25 protein-coding genes and 1 other RNA gene are annotated in these 22413 nt (G+C 55.9%); 10 read left to right on the top strand and 16 right to left on the bottom strand.

Annotated elements, in window-relative coordinates:
* Nucleotides 1-51: 51 nt before the first annotated feature.
* The gene (locus tag QMM04_RS11355) at nt 52-1242 is read left to right on the top strand and encodes a glucosyltransferase domain-containing protein (RefSeq protein ID WP_349253923.1); all 1191 of its coding nucleotides are present in this window, start codon (nt 52-54) and stop codon (nt 1240-1242) included.
* A gap of 324 nt (nt 1243-1566) precedes the next feature.
* Nucleotides 1567-1815 carry a YfhL family 4Fe-4S dicluster ferredoxin gene (locus QMM04_RS11350; RefSeq protein WP_010617759.1) on the top strand — a complete coding sequence of 83 codons (249 nt, stop codon included), beginning with the start codon at nt 1567-1569 and terminating at the stop codon, nt 1813-1815.
* On the opposite strand, the gene acpS is transcribed toward QMM04_RS11350, so the two are convergent.
* The 11 genes from acpS to rpoE all read right to left on the bottom strand — a co-directional run bounded on the left by acpS (nt 1812) and on the right by rpoE (nt 11153).
* Nucleotides 1812-2192 carry a holo-ACP synthase gene (acpS, locus tag QMM04_RS11345; RefSeq protein ID WP_010617758.1) on the bottom strand — a complete coding sequence of 127 codons (381 nt, stop codon included), beginning with the start codon at nt 2190-2192 and terminating at the stop codon, nt 1812-1814. The two genes, QMM04_RS11350 and acpS, sit on opposite strands and share 4 nt — an antisense overlap.
* The gene (pdxJ, locus tag QMM04_RS11340; RefSeq protein ID WP_021506526.1) at nt 2192-2923 is read right to left on the bottom strand and encodes a pyridoxine 5'-phosphate synthase; all 732 of its coding nucleotides are present in this window, start codon (nt 2921-2923) and stop codon (nt 2192-2194) included. Before pdxJ ends, acpS begins: the two co-directional genes overlap by 1 nt.
* A gap of 60 nt (nt 2924-2983) precedes the next feature.
* Entirely contained in the window at nt 2984-3721 is a 738-nt protein-coding gene (gene recO, locus QMM04_RS11335; RefSeq protein ID WP_021506525.1) for a DNA repair protein RecO, read from the bottom strand.
* A 3-nt stretch (nt 3722-3724) separates the two neighbouring features.
* Nucleotides 3725-4627, bottom strand: a complete 903-nt coding sequence (gene era, locus QMM04_RS11330) for a GTPase Era (RefSeq protein WP_058758278.1) — start codon at nt 4625-4627, stop codon at nt 3725-3727.
* A gap of 48 nt (nt 4628-4675) precedes the next feature.
* Nucleotides 4676-5356 (bottom strand): ribonuclease III, encoded by a 681-nt coding sequence (gene rnc, locus QMM04_RS11325; RefSeq protein WP_021506523.1) that lies wholly within the window; start codon nt 5354-5356, stop codon nt 4676-4678.
* A gap of 118 nt (nt 5357-5474) precedes the next feature.
* The gene (lepB, locus tag QMM04_RS11320; protein ID WP_021506522.1) at nt 5475-6446 is read right to left on the bottom strand and encodes a signal peptidase I; all 972 of its coding nucleotides are present in this window, start codon (nt 6444-6446) and stop codon (nt 5475-5477) included.
* Nucleotides 6447-6455: 9 nt separating this feature from the next.
* Nucleotides 6456-8255: a translation elongation factor 4 gene (gene lepA, locus QMM04_RS11315; RefSeq protein WP_039329914.1), complete on the bottom strand. Its 1800-nt coding sequence runs from the start codon at nt 8253-8255 to the stop codon at nt 6456-6458.
* Nucleotides 8256-8473: 218 nt separating this feature from the next.
* Nucleotides 8474-8938: a SoxR-reducing system protein RseC gene (gene rseC, locus QMM04_RS11310; RefSeq protein WP_021506520.1), complete on the bottom strand. Its 465-nt coding sequence runs from the start codon at nt 8936-8938 to the stop codon at nt 8474-8476.
* A complete protein-coding gene (gene rseB / locus QMM04_RS11305) occupies nt 8935-9891 on the bottom strand; it encodes a sigma-E factor regulatory protein RseB (protein ID WP_031279374.1) in 957 nt (318 codons plus the stop codon). Before rseB ends, rseC begins: the two co-directional genes overlap by 4 nt.
* The gene (rseA, locus tag QMM04_RS11300; protein ID WP_021506518.1) at nt 9891-10547 is read right to left on the bottom strand and encodes an anti-sigma-E factor RseA; all 657 of its coding nucleotides are present in this window, start codon (nt 10545-10547) and stop codon (nt 9891-9893) included. The genes rseB and rseA overlap by 1 nt, the downstream gene beginning before the upstream one ends.
* A gap of 27 nt (nt 10548-10574) precedes the next feature.
* Nucleotides 10575-11153 (bottom strand): RNA polymerase sigma factor RpoE, encoded by a 579-nt coding sequence (gene rpoE / locus QMM04_RS11295; protein ID WP_039329921.1) that lies wholly within the window; start codon nt 11151-11153, stop codon nt 10575-10577.
* A gap of 442 nt (nt 11154-11595) precedes the next feature.
* On the opposite strand from rpoE, the gene nadB reads away from it, so the two are divergent.
* Nucleotides 11596-13203, top strand: coding sequence for an L-aspartate oxidase (gene nadB / locus QMM04_RS11290; protein WP_282996195.1), 1608 nt, complete (start codon nt 11596-11598; stop codon nt 13201-13203).
* On the opposite strand, the gene QMM04_RS11285 is transcribed toward nadB, so the two are convergent.
* Nucleotides 13200-13949, bottom strand: a complete 750-nt coding sequence (locus tag QMM04_RS11285; protein WP_058770868.1) for a tRNA1(Val) (adenine(37)-N6)-methyltransferase — start codon at nt 13947-13949, stop codon at nt 13200-13202. The two genes, nadB and QMM04_RS11285, sit on opposite strands and share 4 nt — an antisense overlap.
* A 137-nt stretch (nt 13950-14086) precedes the next feature.
* Between QMM04_RS11285 and srmB the strand changes: the two genes are divergently transcribed.
* Complete coding sequence (srmB, locus tag QMM04_RS11280; RefSeq protein WP_021506515.1) at nt 14087-15415, top strand: ATP-dependent RNA helicase SrmB; 1329 nt, start codon at nt 14087-14089, stop codon at nt 15413-15415.
* 186 nt (nt 15416-15601) lie between these two features.
* On the opposite strand, the gene grcA is transcribed toward srmB, so the two are convergent.
* On the bottom strand, nt 15602-15985 hold the full coding sequence (gene grcA, locus QMM04_RS11275; protein ID WP_021506514.1) for an autonomous glycyl radical cofactor GrcA: 384 nt from the start codon (nt 15983-15985) through the stop codon (nt 15602-15604).
* A gap of 263 nt (nt 15986-16248) precedes the next feature.
* Between grcA and ung the strand changes: the two genes are divergently transcribed.
* Nucleotides 16249-16926 (top strand): uracil-DNA glycosylase, encoded by a 678-nt coding sequence (gene ung / locus QMM04_RS11270; protein ID WP_058775636.1) that lies wholly within the window; start codon nt 16249-16251, stop codon nt 16924-16926.
* Nucleotides 16927-16971: 45 nt separating this feature from the next.
* On the opposite strand, the gene grpE is transcribed toward ung, so the two are convergent.
* Nucleotides 16972-17550: a nucleotide exchange factor GrpE gene (gene grpE, locus QMM04_RS11265; protein WP_282996193.1), complete on the bottom strand. Its 579-nt coding sequence runs from the start codon at nt 17548-17550 to the stop codon at nt 16972-16974.
* A gap of 122 nt (nt 17551-17672) precedes the next feature.
* On the opposite strand from grpE, the gene nadK reads away from it, so the two are divergent.
* The 3 genes from nadK to bamE all read left to right on the top strand — a co-directional run bounded on the left by nadK (nt 17673) and on the right by bamE (nt 20830).
* Entirely contained in the window at nt 17673-18551 is an 879-nt protein-coding gene (nadK, locus tag QMM04_RS11260; RefSeq protein WP_058758272.1) for an NAD(+) kinase, read from the top strand.
* Nucleotides 18552-18636: 85 nt separating this feature from the next.
* Nucleotides 18637-20298: a DNA repair protein RecN gene (gene recN, locus QMM04_RS11255; RefSeq protein ID WP_058775634.1), complete on the top strand. Its 1662-nt coding sequence runs from the start codon at nt 18637-18639 to the stop codon at nt 20296-20298.
* Nucleotides 20299-20482: 184 nt separating this feature from the next.
* Nucleotides 20483-20830, top strand: a complete 348-nt coding sequence (gene bamE / locus QMM04_RS11250; protein ID WP_282996192.1) for an outer membrane protein assembly factor BamE — start codon at nt 20483-20485, stop codon at nt 20828-20830.
* Nucleotides 20831-20880: 50 nt separating this feature from the next.
* Here bamE and QMM04_RS11245 read toward each other — a convergent pair whose 3' ends face one another.
* Nucleotides 20881-21171, bottom strand: coding sequence for an RnfH family protein (locus QMM04_RS11245; RefSeq protein ID WP_159378631.1), 291 nt, complete (start codon nt 21169-21171; stop codon nt 20881-20883).
* Nucleotides 21164-21598, bottom strand: a complete 435-nt coding sequence (locus QMM04_RS11240; RefSeq protein ID WP_021506507.1) for a type II toxin-antitoxin system RatA family toxin — start codon at nt 21596-21598, stop codon at nt 21164-21166. The genes QMM04_RS11245 and QMM04_RS11240 overlap by 8 nt, the downstream gene beginning before the upstream one ends.
* A gap of 159 nt (nt 21599-21757) precedes the next feature.
* Between QMM04_RS11240 and smpB the strand changes: the two genes are divergently transcribed.
* Both smpB and ssrA read left to right on the top strand, forming a co-directional pair.
* Nucleotides 21758-22240, top strand: a complete 483-nt coding sequence (gene smpB, locus QMM04_RS11235) for an SsrA-binding protein SmpB (RefSeq protein WP_021506506.1) — start codon at nt 21758-21760, stop codon at nt 22238-22240.
* A gap of 43 nt (nt 22241-22283) precedes the next feature.
* Nucleotides 22284-22413, top strand: a transfer-messenger RNA (tmRNA) gene (ssrA, locus tag QMM04_RS11230); the annotation flags it as partial.

Here is a 22413-nt window from a genome sequence, read left to right as displayed (position 1 = left end):
ACCCCTTTTTATGGTGCTATCCGTTACTTCATCGCTTTCCTGATCGATGACGTGCAGGATTTGACCTGGCTTCGTGTACTCTCATTATTAAGCCTGATTTTACTGGGCGGTTACATCATCCGTTTCCTTGAGCGTCGCAGCATTTTCGCCAGCGCGGTCCAGCGTCTGACGTTTGCCACGTTGATTTGTTTGCTGCCCTCATTTCAGGTTTTTGTCGGCTGGACAGTCTGCTTTCCTTATGTCCTGTCCGTGCTGCTGGCGGGCATCAGTTATTCAACGCTGGCGGAAAACAAAGGCCTGGGCCGGGTGCTACTGTCAGCTATTTGCCTGACGCTTTCCTTTGCGATTTACCAACCCGCAGCCATGAGCTTCTTATTCTTTGCCCTGCTCGATCTGGGCATGACCCGGAATAATTATCAGCGCAGCGCGGTGATCAAGCTGATGTTGATGCTGGGATTTGGCATGGTGATGGCACTGGTACTGGCGAAAGTTCTGCCGCTCGTGCTGTTCAATGAAGTACTGGCCAGAACCAATATCACCTTAGCGCCGCTGAAAAAAATCACCTGGTTTATCGCTGAGCCGCTCAGAAATGCGCTGTGCAACTTTGATACCGGGCGCTCGATTGTCAGCATTATCATCTCCTGCTCACTGAGAATCGTGGGCATTGTGAAGGCACCCGATTTCAAACCGCATAACGCTTTTCTGTTCATGTTTTTCCTGGTCGCGGCGGGCATTCCTAATCTTTTGGTGAGCGAAGACTGGGCAGCCTATCGCACGGTTATCGCGCTATCGTTAATCACCACCTCAGCCTTCATTGCTGGCTTATTCGTGATTTTTAATAAGCTGAAGATAACCACGTCTGCCAGTATCGTTTGCCTCGTTATTGCAGTGCTCTCATGCATGCTGAATATTCAGAAGGGCTTTTCTACGCCTCAGCAGCGCGAGTATCAGTTGTTAAGCAGCGCAATCATAGAGAACGTGCCTGCAGAATACTCTGGCCAGCTTTATTATCGTATCGATAGCGACAACTTACCTGCTGTCGCAAAATCCAAAAAATACGATGAGTTCGGTTCGCTTTCGCTGGGTATGCCATGGTCCTTTGCCGGTATGGCCGACGCGATTAAAAAAGAGCACGCGATGAAGTTTTCCTTGCCAAAGGTGCCCGTTATCTACGGCAGCGATCAATGTCCAGGTGATTGTATGACGCTGGATGCCACCCACGTGCTGGCACCGGTAAAATAAAGGCCAGCGCCGCCACTATTTCGCTTACCACGCAACGGCTCTGCTTACCGTTGCGTGGTTTTCTGGCTATGGCGCGACATCAGATCGGCTGGTCGCAGCCACGTCGCCACGTTCTGCTGGCGGCCGAATACTACGCTAAGTCATTTTTTGAACGCCACCCGGCGTGATAATATGCGTGCCGCTCAGGGGATCGCCCCGCTGGTGTACGCCTGCATCGATTGAAAAATCACACTGCAAAGCGCTATTTCAGCAGGCGTTTTGCGCCGGAGAGCGGAACTAACCATGAAACATGCAATGAAAACAAGCAACTGATGAGCTTATGCAATGGCACTGATAATTACTGAGCGCTGCATTAACTGCGACATGTGCGAGCCTGAGTGCCCGAACCAGGCGATCAGCATGGGTGAATCGATCTATCAGATCGACGCTGACCGCTGCACTGAGTGCGTGGGTCATTATGATGAGCCGACCTGTCAGAGCGTCTGCCCGATTGATAACACTATTCTTTCAGACCCACAGCACGTGGAAAGTCGCGACGCGCTGTGGGAGAAGTTTGTGCTGCTGCACGCTTAATCTTCGATAATCACCGTGGCGCAGGCATAGTGGCGCTCGTCGGCCAGCGTGACGTGCACATGCTGCACGCCCAGCTGGCTGGCAATCACTTTGGCCTGTTCAAAGAAGCGCAGGCCAGGCTTCCCCAGCGCATCGTTGTACACTTCAAACTGATTAAACGCTAAGCCGCCGCGAATGCCGGTGCCGAAGGCTTTTGCCGCCGCCTCTTTCACCGCAAAACGTTTGGCGAGGAAGCGCACCGGCTGCTGATGCGCCTGATACTGCTGCCACTCAGCTTCGCTCAGCACGCGGCGCGCCAGGCGATCGCCAGAGCGTTCAATTACGCCGGCGATACGCTCGATCTCGACGATATCGCTGCCCAGCCCCAGAATGGCCATTAGCGGCGCGCTTCCCGCATCAGCGCTTTCATGTCGCTAACCGCCGCTGCGAGACCGCTGAACAGCGCACGACCGATAATCGCGTGACCAATGTTCAGCTCATGCATTTCCGGCAGCGCAGCAATCGGCTGAACGTTGTGATACGTCAGACCGTGGCCAGCATTGACCTTCAGGCCGCGGCTGGCAGCAAAGGTCGCAGCGCTGGCGATACGCGCCAGTTCGGCATCGCGTGCCAGCCCTTCCGCTGCTTCAGCATAGGCGCCAGTGTGAATTTCAATGTAAGGCGCACCGCTGGCGACCGCCGCTTCAATCTGGCGCTGATCGGCATCGATAAACAGCGACACCAGAATGCCCGCCTCGCTCAGCTGTTTGACTGCCGCGTTGACTTTGTCCTGCTGACCGGCCACATCAAGGCCGCCTTCGGTGGTCACTTCCTGACGCTTTTCCGGCACCAGGCAGACAAAATGCGGTTTGATGTCACAGGCGATGCCCACCATTTCGTCGGTGACCGCCATCTCAAGATTCATGCGGGTATGAATGGTGTCGCGCAGGATCCGCACGTCGCGATCGGTGATGTGACGGCGGTCTTCACGCAGGTGCACGGTAATGCCGTCTGCGCCCGCCTGCTCCGCGACAAACGCGGCCTGTACCGGATCGGGATAATTTGTGCCACGCGCGTTACGTACGGTGGCGATGTGATCGATGTTGACCCCTAACAGCAACTCAGCCATGACAATCCTTAAATGTGTTCAGTATGTTTGCAGTGTAACGCGCGGAGCCTGTCAGGTGCATCACCCGCGCTCATCGTTTGCCACGTTCGGTCGTTTTTTCGGCACAAACTGACGGAACAGCTCCTGGCTCTTCAGCGGCTTACCGCCCAGATAAGGTTTCAGCGCCATGCGCGTGAAGCGTTTGGCGGCACGCAGCGTGTCGGCATCGGGAAATTCTCGCTCCCACAGCGCGCGCAGCTGGCGGCCAGTGAAACTGCGCTGATTGACCACCAGACTGGCGATAAAGCCTTTCTCTTCGCGATAGCTGTAAGTCATACCGTCGTCGACCGCCTCGCCGCTGCCGGCGCAGTGCAGAAAGTCGACGCCGTAGCCCAGATGCCCCAGCAGTGCCAGCTCAAAACGGCGCAGCGCTGGCTCGGGCGAACCGTTGGCCGCCGCCAGCGTCTGGATACATGAGAGATAATCGAAGAACAGTTCGGAGAAGGGAATTTCCTGCTCCAGCACCCGCGACAGCAGCTCGTTAACATACAGGCCACAGTAGAGCGTGATGCCGCTGAGCGGCAGCGCCAGCGACACCGCTTCGGCGTTACGCAGGGTTTTGACTTCGCCACGGCCGCCCCAGCGCACCAGTAGCGGTGTAAAGGGTTGCAGTGCGCCTTTAAGCTGGGAACGGCGCGAGCGTGCGCCCTTGGCAAGGACGCGGACGCGTCCCTGACTTTCGCTGAACAGATCGAGCAGCAGGCTGGTTTCGCTGTAAGGGCGACTATGCAGCACAAAGGCGCGTTGCCAGCCTTCCATCAATTAGTCGTCTGTATAACCCAGGCTGCGCAGCGCACGTTCGTCGTCCGCCCAGCCCGATTTCACTTTAACCCACAGCTCGAGATGGACTTTCGCCTCGAACATCTCTTCCATGTCTTTACGCGCTTCGATACCGATGGTTTTGATTTTGGCACCTTTGTTGCCAATCACCATCTTCTTCTGCCCTTCGCGCTCGACCAGAATCAAACCGTTGATGTCATAGCCGCCGCGCTCGTTAGAGACGAACTGCTCAATCTCCACGGTAACCGAATACGGTAACTCGGCGCCGAGGAAGCGCATCAGTTTTTCACGGATGATTTCTGAAGCCATGAAACGCTGCGAGCGATCGGTGATGTAGTCTTCCGGGAAGTGGTGATCCGACAGCGGCAGGCGCTTGCGGGCGATCTCCGCAATGGCATCCACGTTTTTACCGGTTTCGGCGGAGATCGGCACGATCTCGAGGAAGTTCATCTGCTGGCTGAGGAACTGCAGGTGCGGCAGCAGGATGCTTTTATCCTGGATGTTGTCGACTTTGTTTACCGCCAGCACCACCGGCACTTTTCCGTCACGCAGCTTGTTCAGCACCATCTCATCGTCGGGCGTCCAGCGCGTGCCTTCCACCACAAAAATTACCAGCTCAACGTCACCGATGGAGCTGCTGGCAGCACGGTTCATCAGGCGGTTGATCGCCCGCTTCTCTTCCATGTGCAGGCCGGGTGTATCCACGTAGATCGCCTGATAAGCGCCTTCGGTATGAATACCCATGATGCGGTGGCGCGTGGTTTGCGGCTTGCGCGAGGTGATCGACACCTTCTGCCCCAGCAGCTGGTTCAGTAAGGTGGATTTGCCGACGTTAGGCCGGCCGACAATCGCGATAAAGCCGCTGTATGTTTCGAGTTCGCTCATTCGGGTCCTGATTGGGCAGCCTCACTGCTGAGGCTGCGAAATGACAATTTATTCGAGGCCGAGCTTAATTAACGCCTGTTCGGCGGCGGCCTGCTCTGCTTTACGGCGGCTGGAGCCCACGCCCACCACCGGTTCAGCCATCCCACTCACCTGACAGTGAATGGTGAATTCCTGATCGTGCGCTTCGCCACGCACCTGTACCACCAGATAAGATGGCAGCGGCAGATGACGGCCCTGCAGATACTCCTGCAGGCGCGTTTTCGGATCTTTTTGCTTATCGCCCGGGCTGATCTGCTCAAGGCGATTCTGATACCAGTCGAGAATCAGCTTCTCGACCGTCTGAATGTTGCTGTCGAGGAAGATGCCGCCGATCAGCGCCTCTACGGTATCCGCGAGGATGGATTCCCGGCGGAACCCGCCGCTTTTCAGCTCGCCCGGCCCAAGACGCAGACATTCGCCCAGCTCAAACTCGCGCGCCATTTCGGCCAGCGTGTTGCCGCGTACCAGCGTGGCACGCATGCGGCTCATGTCGCCTTCGTCCACGCGCGGGAAGCGGTGATACAGCGCGTTGGCAATCACATAGCTGAGGATAGAATCGCCAAGAAATTCAAGACGCTCGTTATGTTTGCTGCTGGCGCTGCGGTGAGTCAGAGCCTGCTGCAGTAATTCCGGATGAGTAAAAGTGTAGCCCAGTTTGCGCTGCAGCTTGTTAATGAGGATGGGGTTCATGCGATTCCAGTTGTTCTGTGCGTCTGTGACTCTGCATACCAAACAGGGCTGAAGGTCCAGCACGTTCTGTTTGGTGTGCAGTGGCTCCCTGACTCGCAGGAAGCCAGCCGTTTTTAAATCAGTGAATACCGCCAATGCGACTCAGTCGCACGCCGGTCGGCCACTGTCCTTCCTGTTTCTCAAAGCTCATCCAGATAGCAACTGCTTTGCCGACCAGATTCTTCTCGGGCACAAAGCCCCAGTAGCGGCTGTCGGCGCTGTTATCACGGTTATCGCCCATCATGAAGTATTGCCCCTGCGGCACAATCCACGTGGCCTGCGGCTGACCCGGCTGCTGATAATACATGCTCGCCTGGCTCTGCGCTTCGTTCACCAGCAGGATATCGTGCGTGACGTTGCCCAGCGTCTCTTTGCGCGTGCCAAGACGCAGGCCGCCCCGCAGCGTTTCGCCCTGCGGCACCTGGTAGAAACCGTTGCCGGTTTCGTTACCATCAAAGCCGCTGAAGGTCTGGATGAAATCGCTTGGCTCAATGTTGGTATAGGTCACCGGCAGCGCCGTGTCACACTTGCCCGTGCCGCAGCCTGGGTTGATGGTCAGCGTTTTGCTGTAAGGATCAAACACCACTTTGTCGCCCGGCAGACCGATCACGCGCTTGATGTAATCCACGCTCGGATCTTTCGGGTATTTGAACACCGCGACATCTCCGCGCTGCGGATGGCCGGTCGGGATCAGCGTGGTTTGCGTGATCGGATCTTTGATGCCGTAAGCAAATTTCTCCACCAGGATGAAGTCGCCAATCAGCAGCGTCGGCATCATCGAGCCAGAAGGGATCTGAAACGGTTCGAAGATAAACGAGCGCACGATCAGTACCACCGCCAGCACCGGGAACACCGACGCTGCGGTTTCAACCCAGCCCGGCTGCGCGGCCACTTTGGCCAGCGTTTTGCTGTCGAGCGAATTACCTGCCTGAGCCTGTGCCGCCGCCTGCTTTGCCCGGCGCGCCGGGGCCCACTTAAAGCGATCGATACACCAGATGATGCCGGTTAACAGAGTGGCAATCACCAGAATCAGGGCGAACATATTAGCCATTAAAGTTCCTTATTTGCTGTCTTTACCGACATGCAGAATGGCAAGGAATGCTTCCTGCGGCAGCTCAACGTTGCCGACCTGCTTCATTCGCTTCTTACCGTCTTTCTGCTTCTGCAACAGTTTCTTCTTACGGCTAACGTCACCGCCATAGCATTTTGCCAGGACGTTTTTACGCAGCTGTTTGACCGTTGAGCGAGCGATAATGTGGTTGCCGATGGCCGCCTGAATAGCAATATCGAACTGCTGACGCGGGATCAGATCTTTCATCTTCTCCACGAGGTCGCGGCCACGATACTGTGAGTTATCACGGTGGGTAATCAGCGCCAGCGCATCAACACGTTCTGAGTTAATCATCACGTCGACACGCACCATGTCAGAGGCTTGGAAACGTTTAAAGTTGTAGTCAAGCGATGCATAGCCGCGAGACGTCGATTTCAGACGGTCGAAGAAGTCGAGCACCACTTCCGCCATTGGAATTTCGTAAGTCAGCGCAACTTGTTTACCGTGGTAAACCATGTTGGTCTGAACGCCACGTTTTTCGATACACAGGGTGATAACGTTGCCGAGGAACTCCTGTGGCAGCAACATGTGGCACTCCGCGATCGGTTCACGCAGTTCAGCGATGTTATTCAGCGGCGGCAGCTTGGAAGGGCTGTCGACGTAGATCACCTGACCATCGGTGGTTTCCACTTCGTAGACTACTGTTGGTGCCGTGGTGATCAGGTCGAGATCGTATTCACGCTCCAGACGCTCCTGAATGATCTCCATGTGCAGCAGACCCAGGAAGCCAATACGGAAACCAAAGCCCAATGCTGTCGAGCTTTCTGGCTCATAGAACAGGGAAGCATCGTTCAGGCTCAGTTTGCCCAGTGCATCGCGGAACGCTTCATAGTCATCAGAGCTGATCGGGAACAGACCGGCGTAAACCTGTGGTTTCACCTTTTTAAAGCCCGGCAACACTTTGTCCGCAGGGTTGCGCTGCAGCGTCAGCGTATCGCCGACTGGCGCGCCGAGGATGTCTTTAATCGCGCACACTAACCAGCCCACTTCGCCGCAGTTCAGTTCGTTACGGTCAACCTGCTTAGGCGTGAAAATACCGAGACGGTCAGCGTTATACGTCTGGCCGGTACTCATCACCTTCACTTTGTCGCCTTTGCGCAGTGTACCGTTCTTGATACGAATCAAGGACACTACGCCAAGGTAGTTATCAAACCAGGAGTCGATGATCAGCGCCTGCAGCGGCCCTTCAGGATCGCCTTCCGGTGGTGGAATATCACGCACCAGACGCTCAAGCACATCAGGCACGCCCACGCCGGTTTTCGCCGAGCAGCGCACCGCATCAGCAGCATCGATACCCACGATGTCTTCAATCTCTTCCGCCACACGCTCTGGATCGGCCGCAGGCAAGTCGATTTTGTTCAGAACCGGTACCACTTCCAGATCCATTTCCATTGCGGTGTAGCAGTTTGCCAGCGTCTGTGCTTCAACGCCCTGGCCTGCATCGACCACCAGCAATGCCCCTTCACACGCCGCCAGAGAGCGGGAAACTTCGTAAGAGAAGTCAACGTGACCGGGAGTATCGATAAAATTGAGCTGGTAAGTTTCACCGTTCAACGCTTTGTAATCGAGAGTCACGCTCTGCGCTTTGATGGTGATGCCGCGCTCGCGCTCCAGATCCATGGAGTCCAGAACTTGCGCTGCCATCTCACGATCGCTAAGGCCACCACAAATTTGAATCAAACGGTCTGACAGCGTTGATTTGCCGTGGTCAATGTGAGCGATGATAGAGAAATTTCGTATGTGCTTCATTTATATGAATATCTTCACGTAAAAAATCAGTGGAAAACTTGAGCACAGACACATTCAGGAAAGTGAGCTTTACCCGGAACCCTGTCAGCCTCATTAATGACGACGCATATTACACTGTTAACGCCGCGCGTTAAAGAATGGAACTGCGGGGAATCGCAACAGAATTCAGCGATTAAGACGAAATGAAAAGGCCGCGCAATACGCGGCCTGAACGGGGATCAACTGTGGTTTTCCACCCGTAGCGCATCAGGCGGGAGCGCAACGCTGAGAATCACCGGCTGGAACGCTTCGCGATCGCCAAACCGGCTGGAAACCCCTTTGGCAACAATAAAGCCGCCAACGCCACCCAGCAGCGCACCGCAGGCCGCCGCCAGGTCGCTGTGGAACAGCATCTGGAACAGGCCCGCAACCAGGAACAGACCAAACAGCGGCGTCATATACACCAGCAGCGCAGAACCGAGCAGGCTGCTTTCGCGAATGCCCAGCTCAATGCGCTGGCCCGGCTGCAGCGGCTCCGGACTGGCGATGGTCATCACATGGGCGTTTTTCGGTCCCAGTTGGTTGAGCGCATGGCTGCCGCAGCCTTTGCGCGCTGAACAACTGTTGCAGGAGGTTTTCGCTTCCGAATGCAGAGTAGCGACGCCCTCTTTCCATGCCACTACGGTGGCCCATTCTCTCATCATTTTGTCGCACCTGAATCTATGCTGTCCGCGATACGTTTGGCGGTGGTCGGCGGCAATTCGCCTACCACGGTAATTTCACGATTATCGCGCACTTCGGTCTGTACCGTACGACGCCCAGTGCGCAATGACTGTGGCGAACTGCTTTTATCGGCAGGCGTGATGTTAATAGCGAAGCTGAACAAGCCATCGCTGTACAGACGGGATTCTACGGTTTTGTTCATCGCCGGAATATCACGCCGGCTTTGCGAAATCAGCTTCATGCCGGCCGGTAACCAGCCAGGCTGCCAGCTGAGCTGCACTTTGTCGCCCGCCGGTAACGACAGCGACGGCGGCAGATTGGCTTTTTCCAGCCCCTGCATCAGATTGCGCACGCCTTCATCAACGGCAAAACTGATGACGCGGAACTGTTCCAGCGTCTCACCGTCGCGATCCAGCAAATCAATCCGCAGCGGCAATTTGGTATCGACGTCCAGCCACACCACGTAGCTGTAACGCGTGCCGTCACGCGACACGATGCGCACCACTTCGCACATCTGATCGGCCATGCGGGAACGCCCTACCGGAATAAAATCGTAGGCATCGCCAAGGCGCGAGAAGTCAGCGAACATCAGCGCCGGCAGCGCATCAATAATGTGGTTGCCCGGCAGCGAGAACGGATCGAGACCCGGTTCGAAATAGCTGATGTCGTTGCCGCGCTGGATCACCTCACGGCGCGGTCCGTCCATCTGTAATAGCTGGGCGAATACGCGATTGTCGATAACCGCATGGCGGTAACGCAGGGATTCAATGCCCAGACGTGAGACATTGATATAGGCGAATTCGTAGTTGAGGTTCTGGCTGGCCTGCTCCATCTGCTGTAACAACGCCCCGGACGCAGATGTCTGCGCCGGGGCGGTAGATGACCAAAGCAGGCTGCCTGCCAGCAGGCTAACGGCACACCAAAGCTGCTTCATTACTGCTGTTGAGTTCCTAACGACTGAGTTCCGGGAACGTTAGCCTGCGCCTGTTGCGGCGCATTGCTCTCAAACTGCACCTGATCGGCATGCAGACGGCGTTGCAGTTCGTAATCCTGCAGCATGGCATTCACGCGGCGACGCTGCTCCTGCACCTGCTGATTTGAGCTGTTGGTGTCAAAAGCATCAGACGGCACGCCCAGGCTGACCGGTGACGCTTTACCCATCATCGGTAAGGTATTAAAGGCTGGTGCATCCGACGTTTCCGTCGCGCTGCCCGCCGGTGAGCTGTTGTAGTGCTGCACACCGACGATCACCGCCAGCGACACACAGGCCGCCACACCGATCTGCGTGACCTGAGCAACCCAGCCGCCACCGCGACGCCAGAACGGCATTTTCTGCCAGCGCGACGGCTCCGGCTGTGCTTCCGGGATCAACGAAGTCACTTTGCGCACCGGCTCGTTTTCGATCGCGGCAGCAACGCGTGCGGAGATATCAAAATGCAGCACTTCGCCCACATCGCCCCGCAGGGTGTCGCGGATCAGATGGTAGCTCTCCCAGCTTTTTTGTAGATCTGCATCCTTCGATAACGACGCCAACAGCTCGTTATCTAAAGTTTCACCATCCATTAAAGCGGAAAGTTTTTCTTTCTGCATGCTTTGGTACCCTTCCAGTAGCCGTTATCACTGACGTTGGATAAGCGGTTGAACTTTATTATCAATGGCCTCTCGGGCGCGGAAGATACGCGAACGTACGGTACCGACCGGGCAATCCATGATGGCGGCAATCTCTTCGTAACTTAAGCCATCCAATTCCCGCAGGGTAATGGCCATACGCAGATCTTCGGGAAGCGCCTCAATGGTCCGAAAAACAATTTGTTTCAGTTCCTCTGACAACATTAAGTTCTCAGGGTTCGAAATTTCTTTTAGTGCACCCGCACTTTCGAAATTTTCTGCATCAATCGCATCCACATCACTAGAGGGTGGACGACGCCCCTGAGCCACCAGGTAATTTTTTGCGGTATTCACCGCGATGCGGTACAGCCATGTATAAAAGGCGCTATCGCCACGGAATGATTCCAGTGCGCGATACGCTTTAATAAAGGATTCCTGAACCACATCAGGCACATCGCCTGAAGGAACATAGCGTGAAACCAGGCTCGCCACTTTATGCTGGTATCGAATAACCAGTATATTAAATGACTTTTGATCTCCCTTCTGAACCCGCTCAACGAGAACCTGATCCGTTAACTGCTCGCTCATCCGAGGTAATGTCTCCCCAAATCTCTTTTATGCGTAAGTGAACTGCCAGCACATCTCATTTATTGTGAGCAAGCATGCGCTTAGAGTCCCGTTCTGGCCTGAAGTTCACCACGACCTGATATTTTCTGTACCGGTGCCCTGACATCGTTGTTGTTGATGGTCTTTCAGTGTAGCGACTTACCGCACTGGTGGTGTCGTTGGCGGCACCGATAATCGCTGGCAGAGTACCCTATGACGCCGCATTTTTCACCTTTATTCCCTGAATTTTCAGCGTGTTTGGTATAAAAAACACTAATCGCTTATTTTCAGACATAACTTACTGAAATCGCATTACAATCTGATTATTGCGTCGAATTTTCCCGCGTTTTTTGTTCAAAATACTTCACACCAGCAGCGTCCGGGCTTATGCTCGGGGGACCTTTTGTTTAGTAAATTAAACACCATGAATCCCATTCCCGATCATAGCTGTGATGTACTGATTGTCGGCAGCGGCGCGGCCGGTTTATCTCTGGCGCTGCGGCTGGCACCGCACTATCAGGTAACGGTGCTGAGTAAAGCGCAGATTAGCGAAGGCTCCACGCTGTATGCGCAGGGCGGGATTGCGGCGGTGTTTGATGAGAACGACAGCATTGAATCGCACGTCGAAGATACGCTGATTGCCGGCGCAGGCCTGTGCGATCGCGAGACGGTGAATTTTATCGCCAGCAATGCGCGCCCGTGCGTCCAATGGCTGATCGATAACGGCGTGGCGTTTGATCGCGAGCCACAGCATAACGGCAAGGCGCGCTATCACCTGACGCGCGAAGGCGGTCACAGCCATCGCCGTATTTTACACAGCGCCGACGCCACCGGGCGCGCGGTCGAAACCACGCTGGTCAGCCAGGCGCTCAGCCATCCCAATATTCGCGTTATTGAGCGTGCCAACGCGGTGGACTTAATCCTCTCTGATAAAATTGGCCTGCCCGGAACGCGGCGCGTGGTGGGCGCGTGGATCTGGAATCGCAATCGCGAACAGGTTGAAACCTGCCGCGCCCGCAGCGTGGTGCTGGCCACCGGCGGTGCGGCGAAGGTATATCAGTACACCACTAATCCGGATGTCGCTTCCGGCGACGGCATCGCGATGGCGTGGCGCGCCGGCTGCCGGGTGGCTAATCTGGAGTTCAATCAGTTTCACCCTACCTGCCTGTTTCATCCGCAGGCGCAAAACTTTTTGCTGACCGAAGCGCTGCGCGGCGAAGGTGCCTGGCTATTGCGCCCGGACGGTTCGCGCTTTATGCCGGATTTCGATGCGCGTGCCGAACTGGCACCGCGCGATATCGTGGCGCGCGCGATCGATCACGAAATGAAGCGCCTGGGCGTCGACTGCATGTATCTCGACATCAGCCATCAGCCGGCCAGCTTTGTGCGTGCCCACTTTCCGATGATTTATGACAAGCTGCTGACGTTTGGCCTCGATCTGACACAGCAGCCGATTCCGATTGTGCCCGCCGCGCATTACACCTGCGGCGGCGTGATGGTGGATCAGCATGGTCGCACCGATGTCGACGGGCTGTATGCGATTGGTGAGGTCAGCTACACCGGCCTGCACGGCGCTAACCGCATGGCATCAAACTCGCTGCTGGAGTGTCTGGTGTATGGCTGGTCGGCGGCCGAAGATATTGTGCGCCGTCTGCCGCAGATGCACGCCGTCGATCACCTGCCGGCGTGGGATGAAAGCCGCGTCGACGATGCCGATGAACGGGTGGTGATTCAGCATAACTGGCATGAGCTGCGGCTGTTGATGTGGGATTACATGGGCATCGTGCGTACCACCAAGCGGCTGGAGCGCGCCCTGCGCCGCATTACGCTGCTACAGCAGGAGATAGATGAATACTATGCGCATTTTCGCCTCTCCAACAATCTGCTGGAGCTGCGCAATCTGGTACAGGTGGCAGAGCTGATGGTGCGCTGTGCGCTGGCGCGCAAAGAGAGCCGCGGGCTGCACTTCACCCGCGACTATCCGCATACGCTGCCCGAGGCACAGCCAACGGTGCTGCAGCCGGTAGCCTAGCGGAACAGATAGAAATCGGTTACCAGGCTCAGCCAGTCCGCCGAGTAGCTTTTATCTTCATCACGAATGGCGAGACGCTCCTGCACGAGTTCGCCTGCGGCAGGCGAAAAGCCCAGCACCAGCCGGTTCGGCGGTCGCTGCGCGTAAGGTGCCACATCATAGCGATAGCGTAGATGCCAGCCTTCGGCGCGCGCCAGTGCAATCAGGTTTTCGCCAGCATCCGCGGGCAGCACCACGCAAAACAGCCCCTCTTCTTCAATCAGCTGTGCCGCACAGCGCAGCAGGGTGGGATGATCAAGCGTTGCCGTGCTGCGCGCGGTATCGCGCTCGACGCTGGCCGAGGCCATGCCCGGCGTGAAAAACGGCGGATTACTGACAATCAGCGAGTAGCGTTTTTCTGCCTGCTCACTCCAGCTGACGATGTCCTGCGCGTGTACCGCGATACGATGCGCCCACGGCGACGCGGCGACGTTCTCCTGCGCCTGCGCGGCGGCGCTGCGCTCCAGTTCAACGGCATCAATACTGACGTCATCCGGCGTGCGCTGCGCCAGCATCAGCGCTATCAGACCGCTGCCGCAGCCGATATCCAGTATGCGCCGTACGCCTGCCACCGGCGCCCAGGCCCCGAGCAGCACCCCATCGGTGCCGACCTTCATGGCACAGCGATCGTGCGCGACAAAAAATTGCTTAAACGTGAATCCATCTTTTCTTAACATCGCCCGCGCTGGCGGTTGCGGCTGAGACATGCTTAACGACCATTGAATTTGCTCCTGCCGGAAGTGTAACGTGGTCGCGAAGTGAATTCACCTTCACCTGTGCAACACAAACAGATGAAGATTGTGGCTGAACTGTCTATAATCAGCGCCCCAAACTGAGGTAGACCATGACCGTAACCACATTCTCCGAACTCGAACTCGACGAAAGCCTGCTGGAAGCCCTGCAGGATAAAGGCTTCACGCGCCCGACTGCCATTCAGGCTGAGGCCATTCCTGCCGCGCTGGAAGGCCGTGACGTTCTGGGTTCGGCACCAACCGGAACGGGGAAAACCGCAGCCTACCTGCTGCCCGCTTTACAGCACCTGCTCGATTTCCCGCGTAAAAAATCAGGGCCGCCGCGCATTCTGATCCTCACGCCGACGCGTGAACTGGCGATGCAGGTTGCCGACCAGGCGCGCGAGCTGGCCAAACATACCCATCTCGATATCGCCACCATCACCGGCGGCGTGGCCTATATGAACCACGCGGAAGTGTTCAGTGAAAATCAGGACATCGTGGTCGCGACCACCGGCCGTCTGCTGCAGTACATCAAAGAAGAGAACTTTGACTGCCGCGCGGTAGAAACGCTGATTCTGGACGAAGCCGACCGCATGCTGGACATGGGCTTTGCGCAGGATATCGAGACCATTGCCGGTGAAACGCGCTGGCGCAAACAGACGCTGCTGTTCTCGGCCACGCTGGAAGGCGACAACATCAAAGATTTCGCCGAGCGCCTGCTGAACGATCCGGTAGCGATTGAAGCCGATCCAAGCAAAAGCGAGCGCAAAAAGATTCAGCAGTGGTATTACCGCGCCGACAACCTAGAGCACAAAACCAAACTGCTGGTGCATCTGCTGAAGCAGCCGGAAGTGAAGCGCGCCATCGTGTTCGTGCGCAAACGTGAGCGCCTGCATGAGCTGGTGACCTGGATGCACGAAGCCGGCCTGCGCAGCAGCTACCTCGAAGGCGAAATGGTGCAGGCTAACCGTAACGAAGCGATCAAACGCCTGAATGACGGGCGCGTTAACGTGCTGGTCGCGACCGATGTCGCCGCGCGCGGTATCGACATTGATAACGTCACCCACGTCATCAACTATGATTTACCGCGCACCGCCGATGTCTATCTGCACCGCATTGGCCGTACCGGCCGCGCCGGACGTAAAGGTACCGCGATCTCGCTGGTAGAGGCACATGACCATCCGCTGCTGGGTAAAATCAGCCGCTACGTCAACGAGCCACTTAAATCGCGCGTAATCGATGAGCTGCGTCCGGAAACGCGAGCACCGAGTGCTAAAGTCACCGGTAAACCGTCGAAAAAGGCGCTTGAGAAGCGCAAAGAGAAGAAAGCAAAAGAAGAAGAGAAACCGCGCGTGAAGAAACGTCACCGCGATACTAAAAATATCGGTAAACGCCGCAAGCCAAGCGGCAGCAGCACACCGGAGAGCGGTGCGGAATAAAACAGCATCGCGGCAATTAAATCGCCTACCTGAGGCGATTTTTTGCTTTCTGGCCTGCTGAAATCGCACTTTCGCGGCGTAAAATCCCTCAGTCTGCCCTCTTCGCTCTTTAGGAAATAAAAAAAGCCGCGCCAGTAAGCACCGGCGCGGCCTGTATTGCTGTGTGCGTTTTCGTCAGCCGATCAATTACAGGCTTTCGGTAAAAGTACGGGTGATAACGTCACGCTGCTGTTCTGGCGTCAGCGCGTTAAAGCGCACCGCATAGCCCGACACGCGAATGGTCAGCTGCGGATATTTTTCCGGATGCTTCACCGCATCTTCCAGCGTTTCACGGCGCAGCACGTTTACGTTGAGGTGCTGACCGCCTTCAACGCGCACCTGCGGTTTCTGCTCCAGTGGAATTTCACGGTAAGCAATCTCGCCAAGGTCGCTGACTGCAACAACCTGATCTTCCGTGAAATCACCTTTTGCGCACAGGCAGCGGGCTTCGGCTTTCTCATTGTCCAGCAGCCAGAACGAGTTCAGCAGCTGCGGATTTTGTGCCTGAGTAATTTGAATACCGGTAATCATAGAGGCCTCCAGGGCTTAGCGCTGCGGCAGGAGCACAGCGCGGTTCTTCGGGTTATGTGATGCTCTGGTATATCACCGCGCAGACCGGCTCGTTTTGACCTGTATCAATTTCGTCCGGCCAGAATTTTTGCTTTCAACTTAATAAATTGATTTATAACAACTTTTATCATTAAATTTTTCTGCAATTGTTCAACTTATTTTTACCCTTCTGCTGCCCCGCCGGACACGCTAAGCTAAAGGCATCAATTTGCAGGGAGTCAATGATGGCTGAGAAGCTGACCTGGCACGATGTGCTGGCTGAAGAGAAAGAAAAACCTTACTTCGTGGAAACGCTGAAAGCGGTAGCTGAAGAGCGAGCAGCGGGCGTGACGGTCTATCCGCCGCAAAAGGACGTGTTCAACGCGTTCCGTCTCACCGAACTGGGCGATATCAAAGTGGTAATCCTCGGCCAGGATCCGTACCACGGCCCGAATCAGGCGCATGGCCTGGCGTTCTCGGTCCTGCCGGGCGTGGCCATTCCGCCGTCGCTGCTGAATATGTACAAAGAGCTGGAACAGGACATTCCTGGCTTTCAGCGTCCGCAGCACGGATTTCTTGAAAGCTGGGCGAAACAGGGTGTGCTGCTGCTGAATACGGTGTTAACCGTGGAAGCTGGCAAAGCGCATTCGCACGCGCGTTTCGGCTGGGAAACCTTCACCGACAATGTGATCAGCGCCATCAACACCCATCGCGAAGGGGTGATTTTCCTGCTGTGGGGATCGCACGCGCAGAAGAAAGGCAGCATTATTGATGCGCAGCGTCATCACGTATTGAAAGCACCGCATCCTTCGCCGCTTTCGGCGCATCGCGGCTTTTTTGGCTGTCAGCATTTTTCCAAAGCCAATGCGCTGCTGAGCCAGGCTGGCCAGACGCCCATTGACTGGACGCCGGTGCTGCCCTGAAAACACAAACGGCCGCATCAGCGGCCGTTGTTACACGGGAGCGGCTTAGCCTTTGGCTTTTGATACCGCAACCATCGCCGGACGCAGCAGGCGACCGTTGAGGGTATAACCGCGCTGCATCACCATCAGCACATGGTTTGGCGCCACTTCTTCAGACTCCATCATCGACATCGCCTGATGCACCTCCGGGTTGAACGGCACATTAGTTTCGCCCACCACTTCCACGCCGAACTTGCGCACCGCACCCAGCAGTGATTTCAGCGTCAGCTCGATGCCTTCAATCATCGAAGCCAGCTCGGTGTTCTCTTTATCCGCCACTTCCAGCGCGCGCTCCAGGCTATCAATCACCGGCAGCAGTTCGTTGGCAAACTTTTCCAGCGCAAACTTGTGCGCTTTTTCCACGTCCATTTCGGCGCGGCGACGGATATTTTCAATCTCAGCCTGCGCGCGCAGCTGGGCGTCACGCACGCCACCCTGCGCCTGCGCTAATTCCGCTTCCAGCTGGGCGATACGCTCATCACGCGGATCCACCTCAGTTGCTGTCTCCGCTTCCGGCTGCTGTTGTTCCTGTTGAATTTCGTCTGAGACTTGCTCGTTTGGGGTGTTCTGTTCTTTACTACTCATGAATTTCTCCGCGTTTTGCACATTCATCTCGCTGGTTGGCTTATTATGGGGATCAGTTTGACGGTTTCAAGTGAACCCATCACATTGCCTGGCCGTTTTGGCTTATGAGGAACACCCGCTAAATGAACAAACACTTTAACTGCATTGGGATCGTCGGCCATCCGCGCCATCCCACTGCGTTAACCACCCATGAAATGCTCTGGCGCTGGCTGACTGACAAAGGCTATGATGTGATCGTGGAACAGCAAATCGCTCGCGAGCTGAACCTGCAGGATGTGCGTACCGGCAGCCTGGCGGACATCGGCCAGTACGCCGATCTGGCGGTGGTGGTTGGCGGCGATGGCAACATGCTGGGCGCCGCGCGCGTGCTGGCTCGTTACGACATCAAGGTGATTGGCATCAACCGCGGCAATCTCGGCTTCCTCACGGACCTCGATCCGGATAACGCGCAGCAGCAGCTGGATGACGTGCTGCAGGGCGATTATTTCGTGGAAAGCCGCTTTTTGCTGGAAGCGCAGGTATGCAAAGAAGAGTGTTCGCCGCGCATCGGCAGCGCCATCAATGAAGTGGTGCTGCATCCGGGCAAAGTGGCGCACATGATTGAATTTGAAGTCTATATCGACGAAGTGTTCGCCTTTTCCCAGCGCTCGGACGGGCTGATTATCTCCACGCCAACCGGTTCAACCGCTTATTCGCTTTCGGCGGGCGGGCCGATATTAACGCCGTCGCTCGATGCGATTGCGCTGGTGCCGATGTTCCCGCACACGCTGTCGGCGCGTCCGCTGGTGATCAACAGTAGCAGCACCATTCGCCTGCGTTTTTCCTCGCTGCGCAGCGACCTGGAGATCAGCTGTGACAGCCAGATCGCCCTGCCGATTCAGGAAGGAGAAGATGTGCTGATTCGCCGCAGCGCCAATCACCTCAATTTAATTCATCCAAAAAATTATAATTATTTTAACACCTTAAGTTCAAAACTCGGATGGTCAAAAAAATTATTCTGAAAAGGCCTGCCGGCTACTTTACTGGATAAAAAACCAGTTTATACTGTATGAAAAACCATATCTGTTTTTACATACAGGTGATTCTATGCTGGCACAACTGACCATCAGTAACTTTGCTATCGTTCGTGAACTGGAGATCGACTTTCATCGTGGCATGACAGCGATCACCGGCGAAACCGGCGCAGGAAAATCCATCGCGATTGATGCGCTGGGCCTGTGCCTTGGCGGCCGTGCTGAAGCAGACATGGTGCGTCAGGGGGCCAGCCGCGCAGATATCTGCGCGCGCTTCCAGCTGAAAGCGTCACCCTCAGCCCAGCGCTGGCTGGCGGAGAACCAGCTCGACGACGGCAACGAATGCCTGTTGCGCCGCGTGATCAGTGCCGATGGCCGCTCACGTGGCTTTATCAACGGCACGTCCGTACCGCTGTCGCAGCTGCGCGAACTCGGTCAGTTACTGATTCAAATCCACGGTCAGCATGCGCATCAGCTGCTGCTTAAAACCGATCACCAGAAACACCTGCTGGATGCCTACGCCGCACACGACGATCGGCTGGCGGAGATGCGTCAGCACTATCAGCGCTGGCATCACAGCTGCCGCGCGCTGGCACAGCATCAGCAGCTGTCGCAGGAGCGTGAAGCCCGCCGCGAACTGCTGCAGTACCAGCTGAAAGAACTCAACGAATTTGCGCCGCAGCCAGGCGAGTTTGAGCAGATTGATGAAGAGTACAAGCGCCTGGCGAACAGCGGTCAGCTGCTGTCCACCAGCCAGCAGGCGCTGCAAATTCTTGCCGACAGCGATGACACCAACCTGCAAAGCCTGCTCTACAGCGCGCGTAATATGCTGAGTGAACTGGTCTCGCTGGACGATAAAGTCAGCGGCGTATTTAACCTGCTGGAAGAAGCCGCGATTCAGCTGAGTGAAGCCAGCGATGAGCTGCGTCACTACTGTGAACGGCTCGACCTCGATCCTAATCGCCTGTACGAGCTGGAGCAGCGTCTGTCGCGGCAGATTGCGCTGGCGCGTAAACACCATGTTTCACCGGAAGCGCTGCCGGTACTGTATCAGCAGCTGCTGGATGAAGCGGAACAGCTGTCGCAGCAGGAGAGCGATCAGGAAAGCCTGCAGAGCGACGTCGTGGCTCATCATCAGGCCGCGCTGGCCTGTGCCGAAGCCCTGCATCAGCAACGCGTTGCCTCGGCGCAGGAGCTGAGCCAGCTGATTACGCAAAGCATGCGCACCCTCGCCATGCCACACGGTGAGTTTGCCATCATGCTGGAATTCAATGCCGATCAACTGACGGCCGAAGGTGCCAGCCGTATTGATTTCCGTGTCACCACCAACCCGGGCCAGCCGCTGCAGCCGCTGGGTAAAGTGGCCTCAGGGGGTGAACTGTCACGAATTGCCCTGGCGATTCAGGTGATCACCGCACAGAAAATGGAAACTCCGGCGATGATTTTCGATGAGGTTGACGTCGGTATCAGCGGTCCGACGGCCGCTGTCGTTGGCCAGATGCTGCGCCAGCTGGGCGAATCGACTCAGGTGATGTGCGTGACTCACCTGCCGCAGGTGGCGGGCTGTGGTCATCAGCACTTCTTCGTCAGCAAAGAGACCGACGGTGCGATGACCGAAACCCACATGCAGCCGCTGGATAAGCGTGCGCGTCTGCAGGAACTGGCGCGCCTGCTCGGCGGCAGCGAAGTCACACGCAACACGCTGGCGAACGCAAAAGAACTTTTAGCAGCCTGACACCGCACTTTTTTGCGGCCTGGTGGTCATATGCTTGCTCTGTAGAGGTTTCCAATAGCTCAAAGGTTTATTATCATCGGCAGTCATATCGCCATAATAAAGCCTGCCGTATGCAGAGTTCAGAATTTGATGGCAACAAAACTGCCTGATGAAAGGCGTTTGGCCCCAGAAAAGGAATGTATAGATGCGCTGTAAAACGCTGACTGCCGCGGCAGTGGTAATGTTGATGATGACCGCCGGATGTTCCACCCTTGAGCGCGTTGTGTATCGTCCGGATATCAATCAGGGGAATTACCTGGTCGCCAGCGACGTTTCGAAGATTCACACCGGCATGACGCAGCAGCAGGTTGCTTACACGCTCGGTACGCCGATGATGCACGACCCGTTTGGCAGCAACGTCTGGTATTACGTGTTCCGTCAGGAGCCAGGTCATGAGAGCGTGAAGCAGCAGACGCTGACGCTGACCTTCGACAGCAACGGTACGCTGACGAACATCGACAACAAACCGCGCCTCACCGGCACTGAAGACTGAGTGAGCCGCAACAAAAAAGGCGCCTGAGCGCCTTTTTTAATGCCTGTAATTTACTTTTTCGTTGCCGCGCGCTCTGCCCGTTGCCGGCGCATCTCTTTTGGATCGGCAATCAGCGGGCGATAAATCTCGACCCGATCGCCATCCTGCAGCGTATCGCCCAGCTTGACCGGACGGCTGAAAATGCCGACCTTGTTGCTGCTCAGGTCAATATCTTTGCGCAGCGTCAGCAATCCGGATGCCTGAATCGCCTGCTCAACCGTCGCGCCCTCTTCCAGGCTAACCTCACGCAGATACTGTTTATCAGGTAGCGCGTACACCACTTCAACGCTGATGTCAGCCACGGTAAACCTCTTTGGCGCGCTGGGTAAACGCCTGCACCATGCTGTTGGCCAGCTCTTTGAAGATGCGGCCAAACGCCATCTCGACCAGCATATTGGTAAACTCAAAGTCGAGGCTGAGCTCAACCTTGCAGGCATCGTCGCCGAGCGAGATAAATTTCCAGCCACCGGTCAGCTTGCGGAACGGCCCGTCGACCAGCTGCATATGAATGCTCTGGTTATCGGTCAGGGTGTTACGCGTGGTAAAAGTTTTACTGATGCCGGCTTTGGAGACATCCACCGCGGCGGTCATCTGGTTACCGCTGTTATCCAGCACGCGGCTGCCGGTACAGCCCGGAAGAAATTCAGGATAAGCATCCACATCATTCACGAGCCGGTACATCTGCTCAGCGCTATACGGGACCAGCGCTGAACGGCTAATCTGGGCCATAATGGTTCCTGTTGATCACAAAACCGTTGAATTATACCATTTTAAGCTACCAAACAAAAATTCACGCCTTTGCCAGCTGTGCTAAAATAGTGTGTTTTTTACCGCCCCGCAGGACAGGGGATGCGCCCACAGACTGAGTGATGTAGACTACGCCGCACTATGACAAAGAAAAAAGCTCACAAACCCGGTTCAGCCACTATTGCCCTCAACAAACGCGCCCGCCATGAATACTTCATTGAAGAAGAGTTCGAGGCCGGCATGGCGTTGCAAGGATGGGAAGTCAAATCACTGCGTGCCGGTAAAGCCAACATCAGCGACAGCTATATTTTGCTGCGCGATGGCGAAGCCTATCTGTTCGGTTCCACTTTTCAGCCGCTGGCGGTGGCATCAAGCCACGTGGTGTGCGATCCCACGCGTAACCGCAAGCTGCTGTTGAACCAGCGCGAACTGGACTCCCTGTACGGCCGTGTTAACCGCGAAGGTTACACTGTGGTCGCGCTGTCGCTGTACTGGAAAAACGCCTGGGCCAAACTGAAGATTGGTGTGGCACGCGGTAAGAAAGAACACGACAAGCGCGCGGACATTAAAGATCGCGAGTGGAAGATGGACAAAGCACGAATTATGAAGAATGCCAGCCGTTAACCACTGGAATCTTTTATAATTTTTTGCTAGAGTAAGAAGTCTTGGGGCTGATTCTGGATTCGACGGGATTCGCGAAACCCAAGGTGCATGCCGAGGTGCGGTAGGCCTCGCTAAAAAACCGCAAAAAAATAGTCGCAAACGACGAAAACTACGCTTTAGCAGCTTAATAACCT

Origin of the sequence: Pantoea sp. Pa-EAmG, assembly GCF_030024295.1 — a bacterium.
GTDB lineage: Bacteria > Pseudomonadota > Gammaproteobacteria > Enterobacterales > Enterobacteriaceae > Pantoea > Pantoea dispersa.
This window is presented reverse-complemented; position numbering and strand designations above follow the sequence as displayed.

Excerpts from the sequence above, each read along its gene's own strand:
- recN (WP_058775634.1), top strand. The coding sequence starts at position 18,637 with ATGCTGGCACAACTGACCATCAGTAACTTTGCTATCGTTCGTGAACTG.
- pdxJ (WP_021506526.1), bottom strand. The coding sequence starts at position 2,923 with ATGGCTGAGTTGCTGTTAGGGGTCAACATCGATCACATCGCCACCGTA.
- grpE (WP_282996193.1), bottom strand. The coding sequence starts at position 17,550 with ATGAGTAGTAAAGAACAGAACACCCCAAACGAGCAAGTCTCAGACGAA.
- bamE (WP_282996192.1), top strand. The coding sequence starts at position 20,483 with ATGCGCTGTAAAACGCTGACTGCCGCGGCAGTGGTAATGTTGATGATG.
- ung (WP_058775636.1), top strand. The coding sequence starts at position 16,249 with ATGGCTGAGAAGCTGACCTGGCACGATGTGCTGGCTGAAGAGAAAGAA.
- rseC (WP_021506520.1), bottom strand. The coding sequence starts at position 8,938 with ATGATGAGAGAATGGGCCACCGTAGTGGCATGGAAAGAGGGCGTCGCT.
- QMM04_RS11240 (WP_021506507.1), bottom strand. The coding sequence starts at position 21,598 with ATGGCCCAGATTAGCCGTTCAGCGCTGGTCCCGTATAGCGCTGAGCAG.
- rpoE (WP_039329921.1), bottom strand. The coding sequence starts at position 11,153 with ATGAGCGAGCAGTTAACGGATCAGGTTCTCGTTGAGCGGGTTCAGAAG.
- rseA (WP_021506518.1), bottom strand. The coding sequence starts at position 10,547 with ATGCAGAAAGAAAAACTTTCCGCTTTAATGGATGGTGAAACTTTAGAT.
- recO (WP_021506525.1), bottom strand. The coding sequence starts at position 3,721 with ATGGAAGGCTGGCAACGCGCCTTTGTGCTGCATAGTCGCCCTTACAGC.
- smpB (WP_021506506.1), top strand. The coding sequence starts at position 21,758 with ATGACAAAGAAAAAAGCTCACAAACCCGGTTCAGCCACTATTGCCCTC.
- grcA (WP_021506514.1), bottom strand. The coding sequence starts at position 15,985 with ATGATTACCGGTATTCAAATTACTCAGGCACAAAATCCGCAGCTGCTG.
- lepA (WP_039329914.1), bottom strand. The coding sequence starts at position 8,255 with ATGAAGCACATACGAAATTTCTCTATCATCGCTCACATTGACCACGGC.
- rnc (WP_021506523.1), bottom strand. The coding sequence starts at position 5,356 with ATGAACCCCATCCTCATTAACAAGCTGCAGCGCAAACTGGGCTACACT.
- QMM04_RS11285 (WP_058770868.1), bottom strand. The coding sequence starts at position 13,949 with ATGTCTCAGCCGCAACCGCCAGCGCGGGCGATGTTAAGAAAAGATGGA.
- rseB (WP_031279374.1), bottom strand. The coding sequence starts at position 9,891 with ATGAAGCAGCTTTGGTGTGCCGTTAGCCTGCTGGCAGGCAGCCTGCTT.
- nadB (WP_282996195.1), top strand. The coding sequence starts at position 11,596 with ATGAATCCCATTCCCGATCATAGCTGTGATGTACTGATTGTCGGCAGC.
- lepB (WP_021506522.1), bottom strand. The coding sequence starts at position 6,446 with ATGGCTAATATGTTCGCCCTGATTCTGGTGATTGCCACTCTGTTAACC.
- srmB (WP_021506515.1), top strand. The coding sequence starts at position 14,087 with ATGACCGTAACCACATTCTCCGAACTCGAACTCGACGAAAGCCTGCTG.
- nadK (WP_058758272.1), top strand. The coding sequence starts at position 17,673 with ATGAACAAACACTTTAACTGCATTGGGATCGTCGGCCATCCGCGCCAT.
- acpS (WP_010617758.1), bottom strand. The coding sequence starts at position 2,192 with ATGGCCATTCTGGGGCTGGGCAGCGATATCGTCGAGATCGAGCGTATC.
- era (WP_058758278.1), bottom strand. The coding sequence starts at position 4,627 with ATGAGCGAACTCGAAACATACAGCGGCTTTATCGCGATTGTCGGCCGG.
- QMM04_RS11350 (WP_010617759.1), top strand. The coding sequence starts at position 1,567 with ATGGCACTGATAATTACTGAGCGCTGCATTAACTGCGACATGTGCGAG.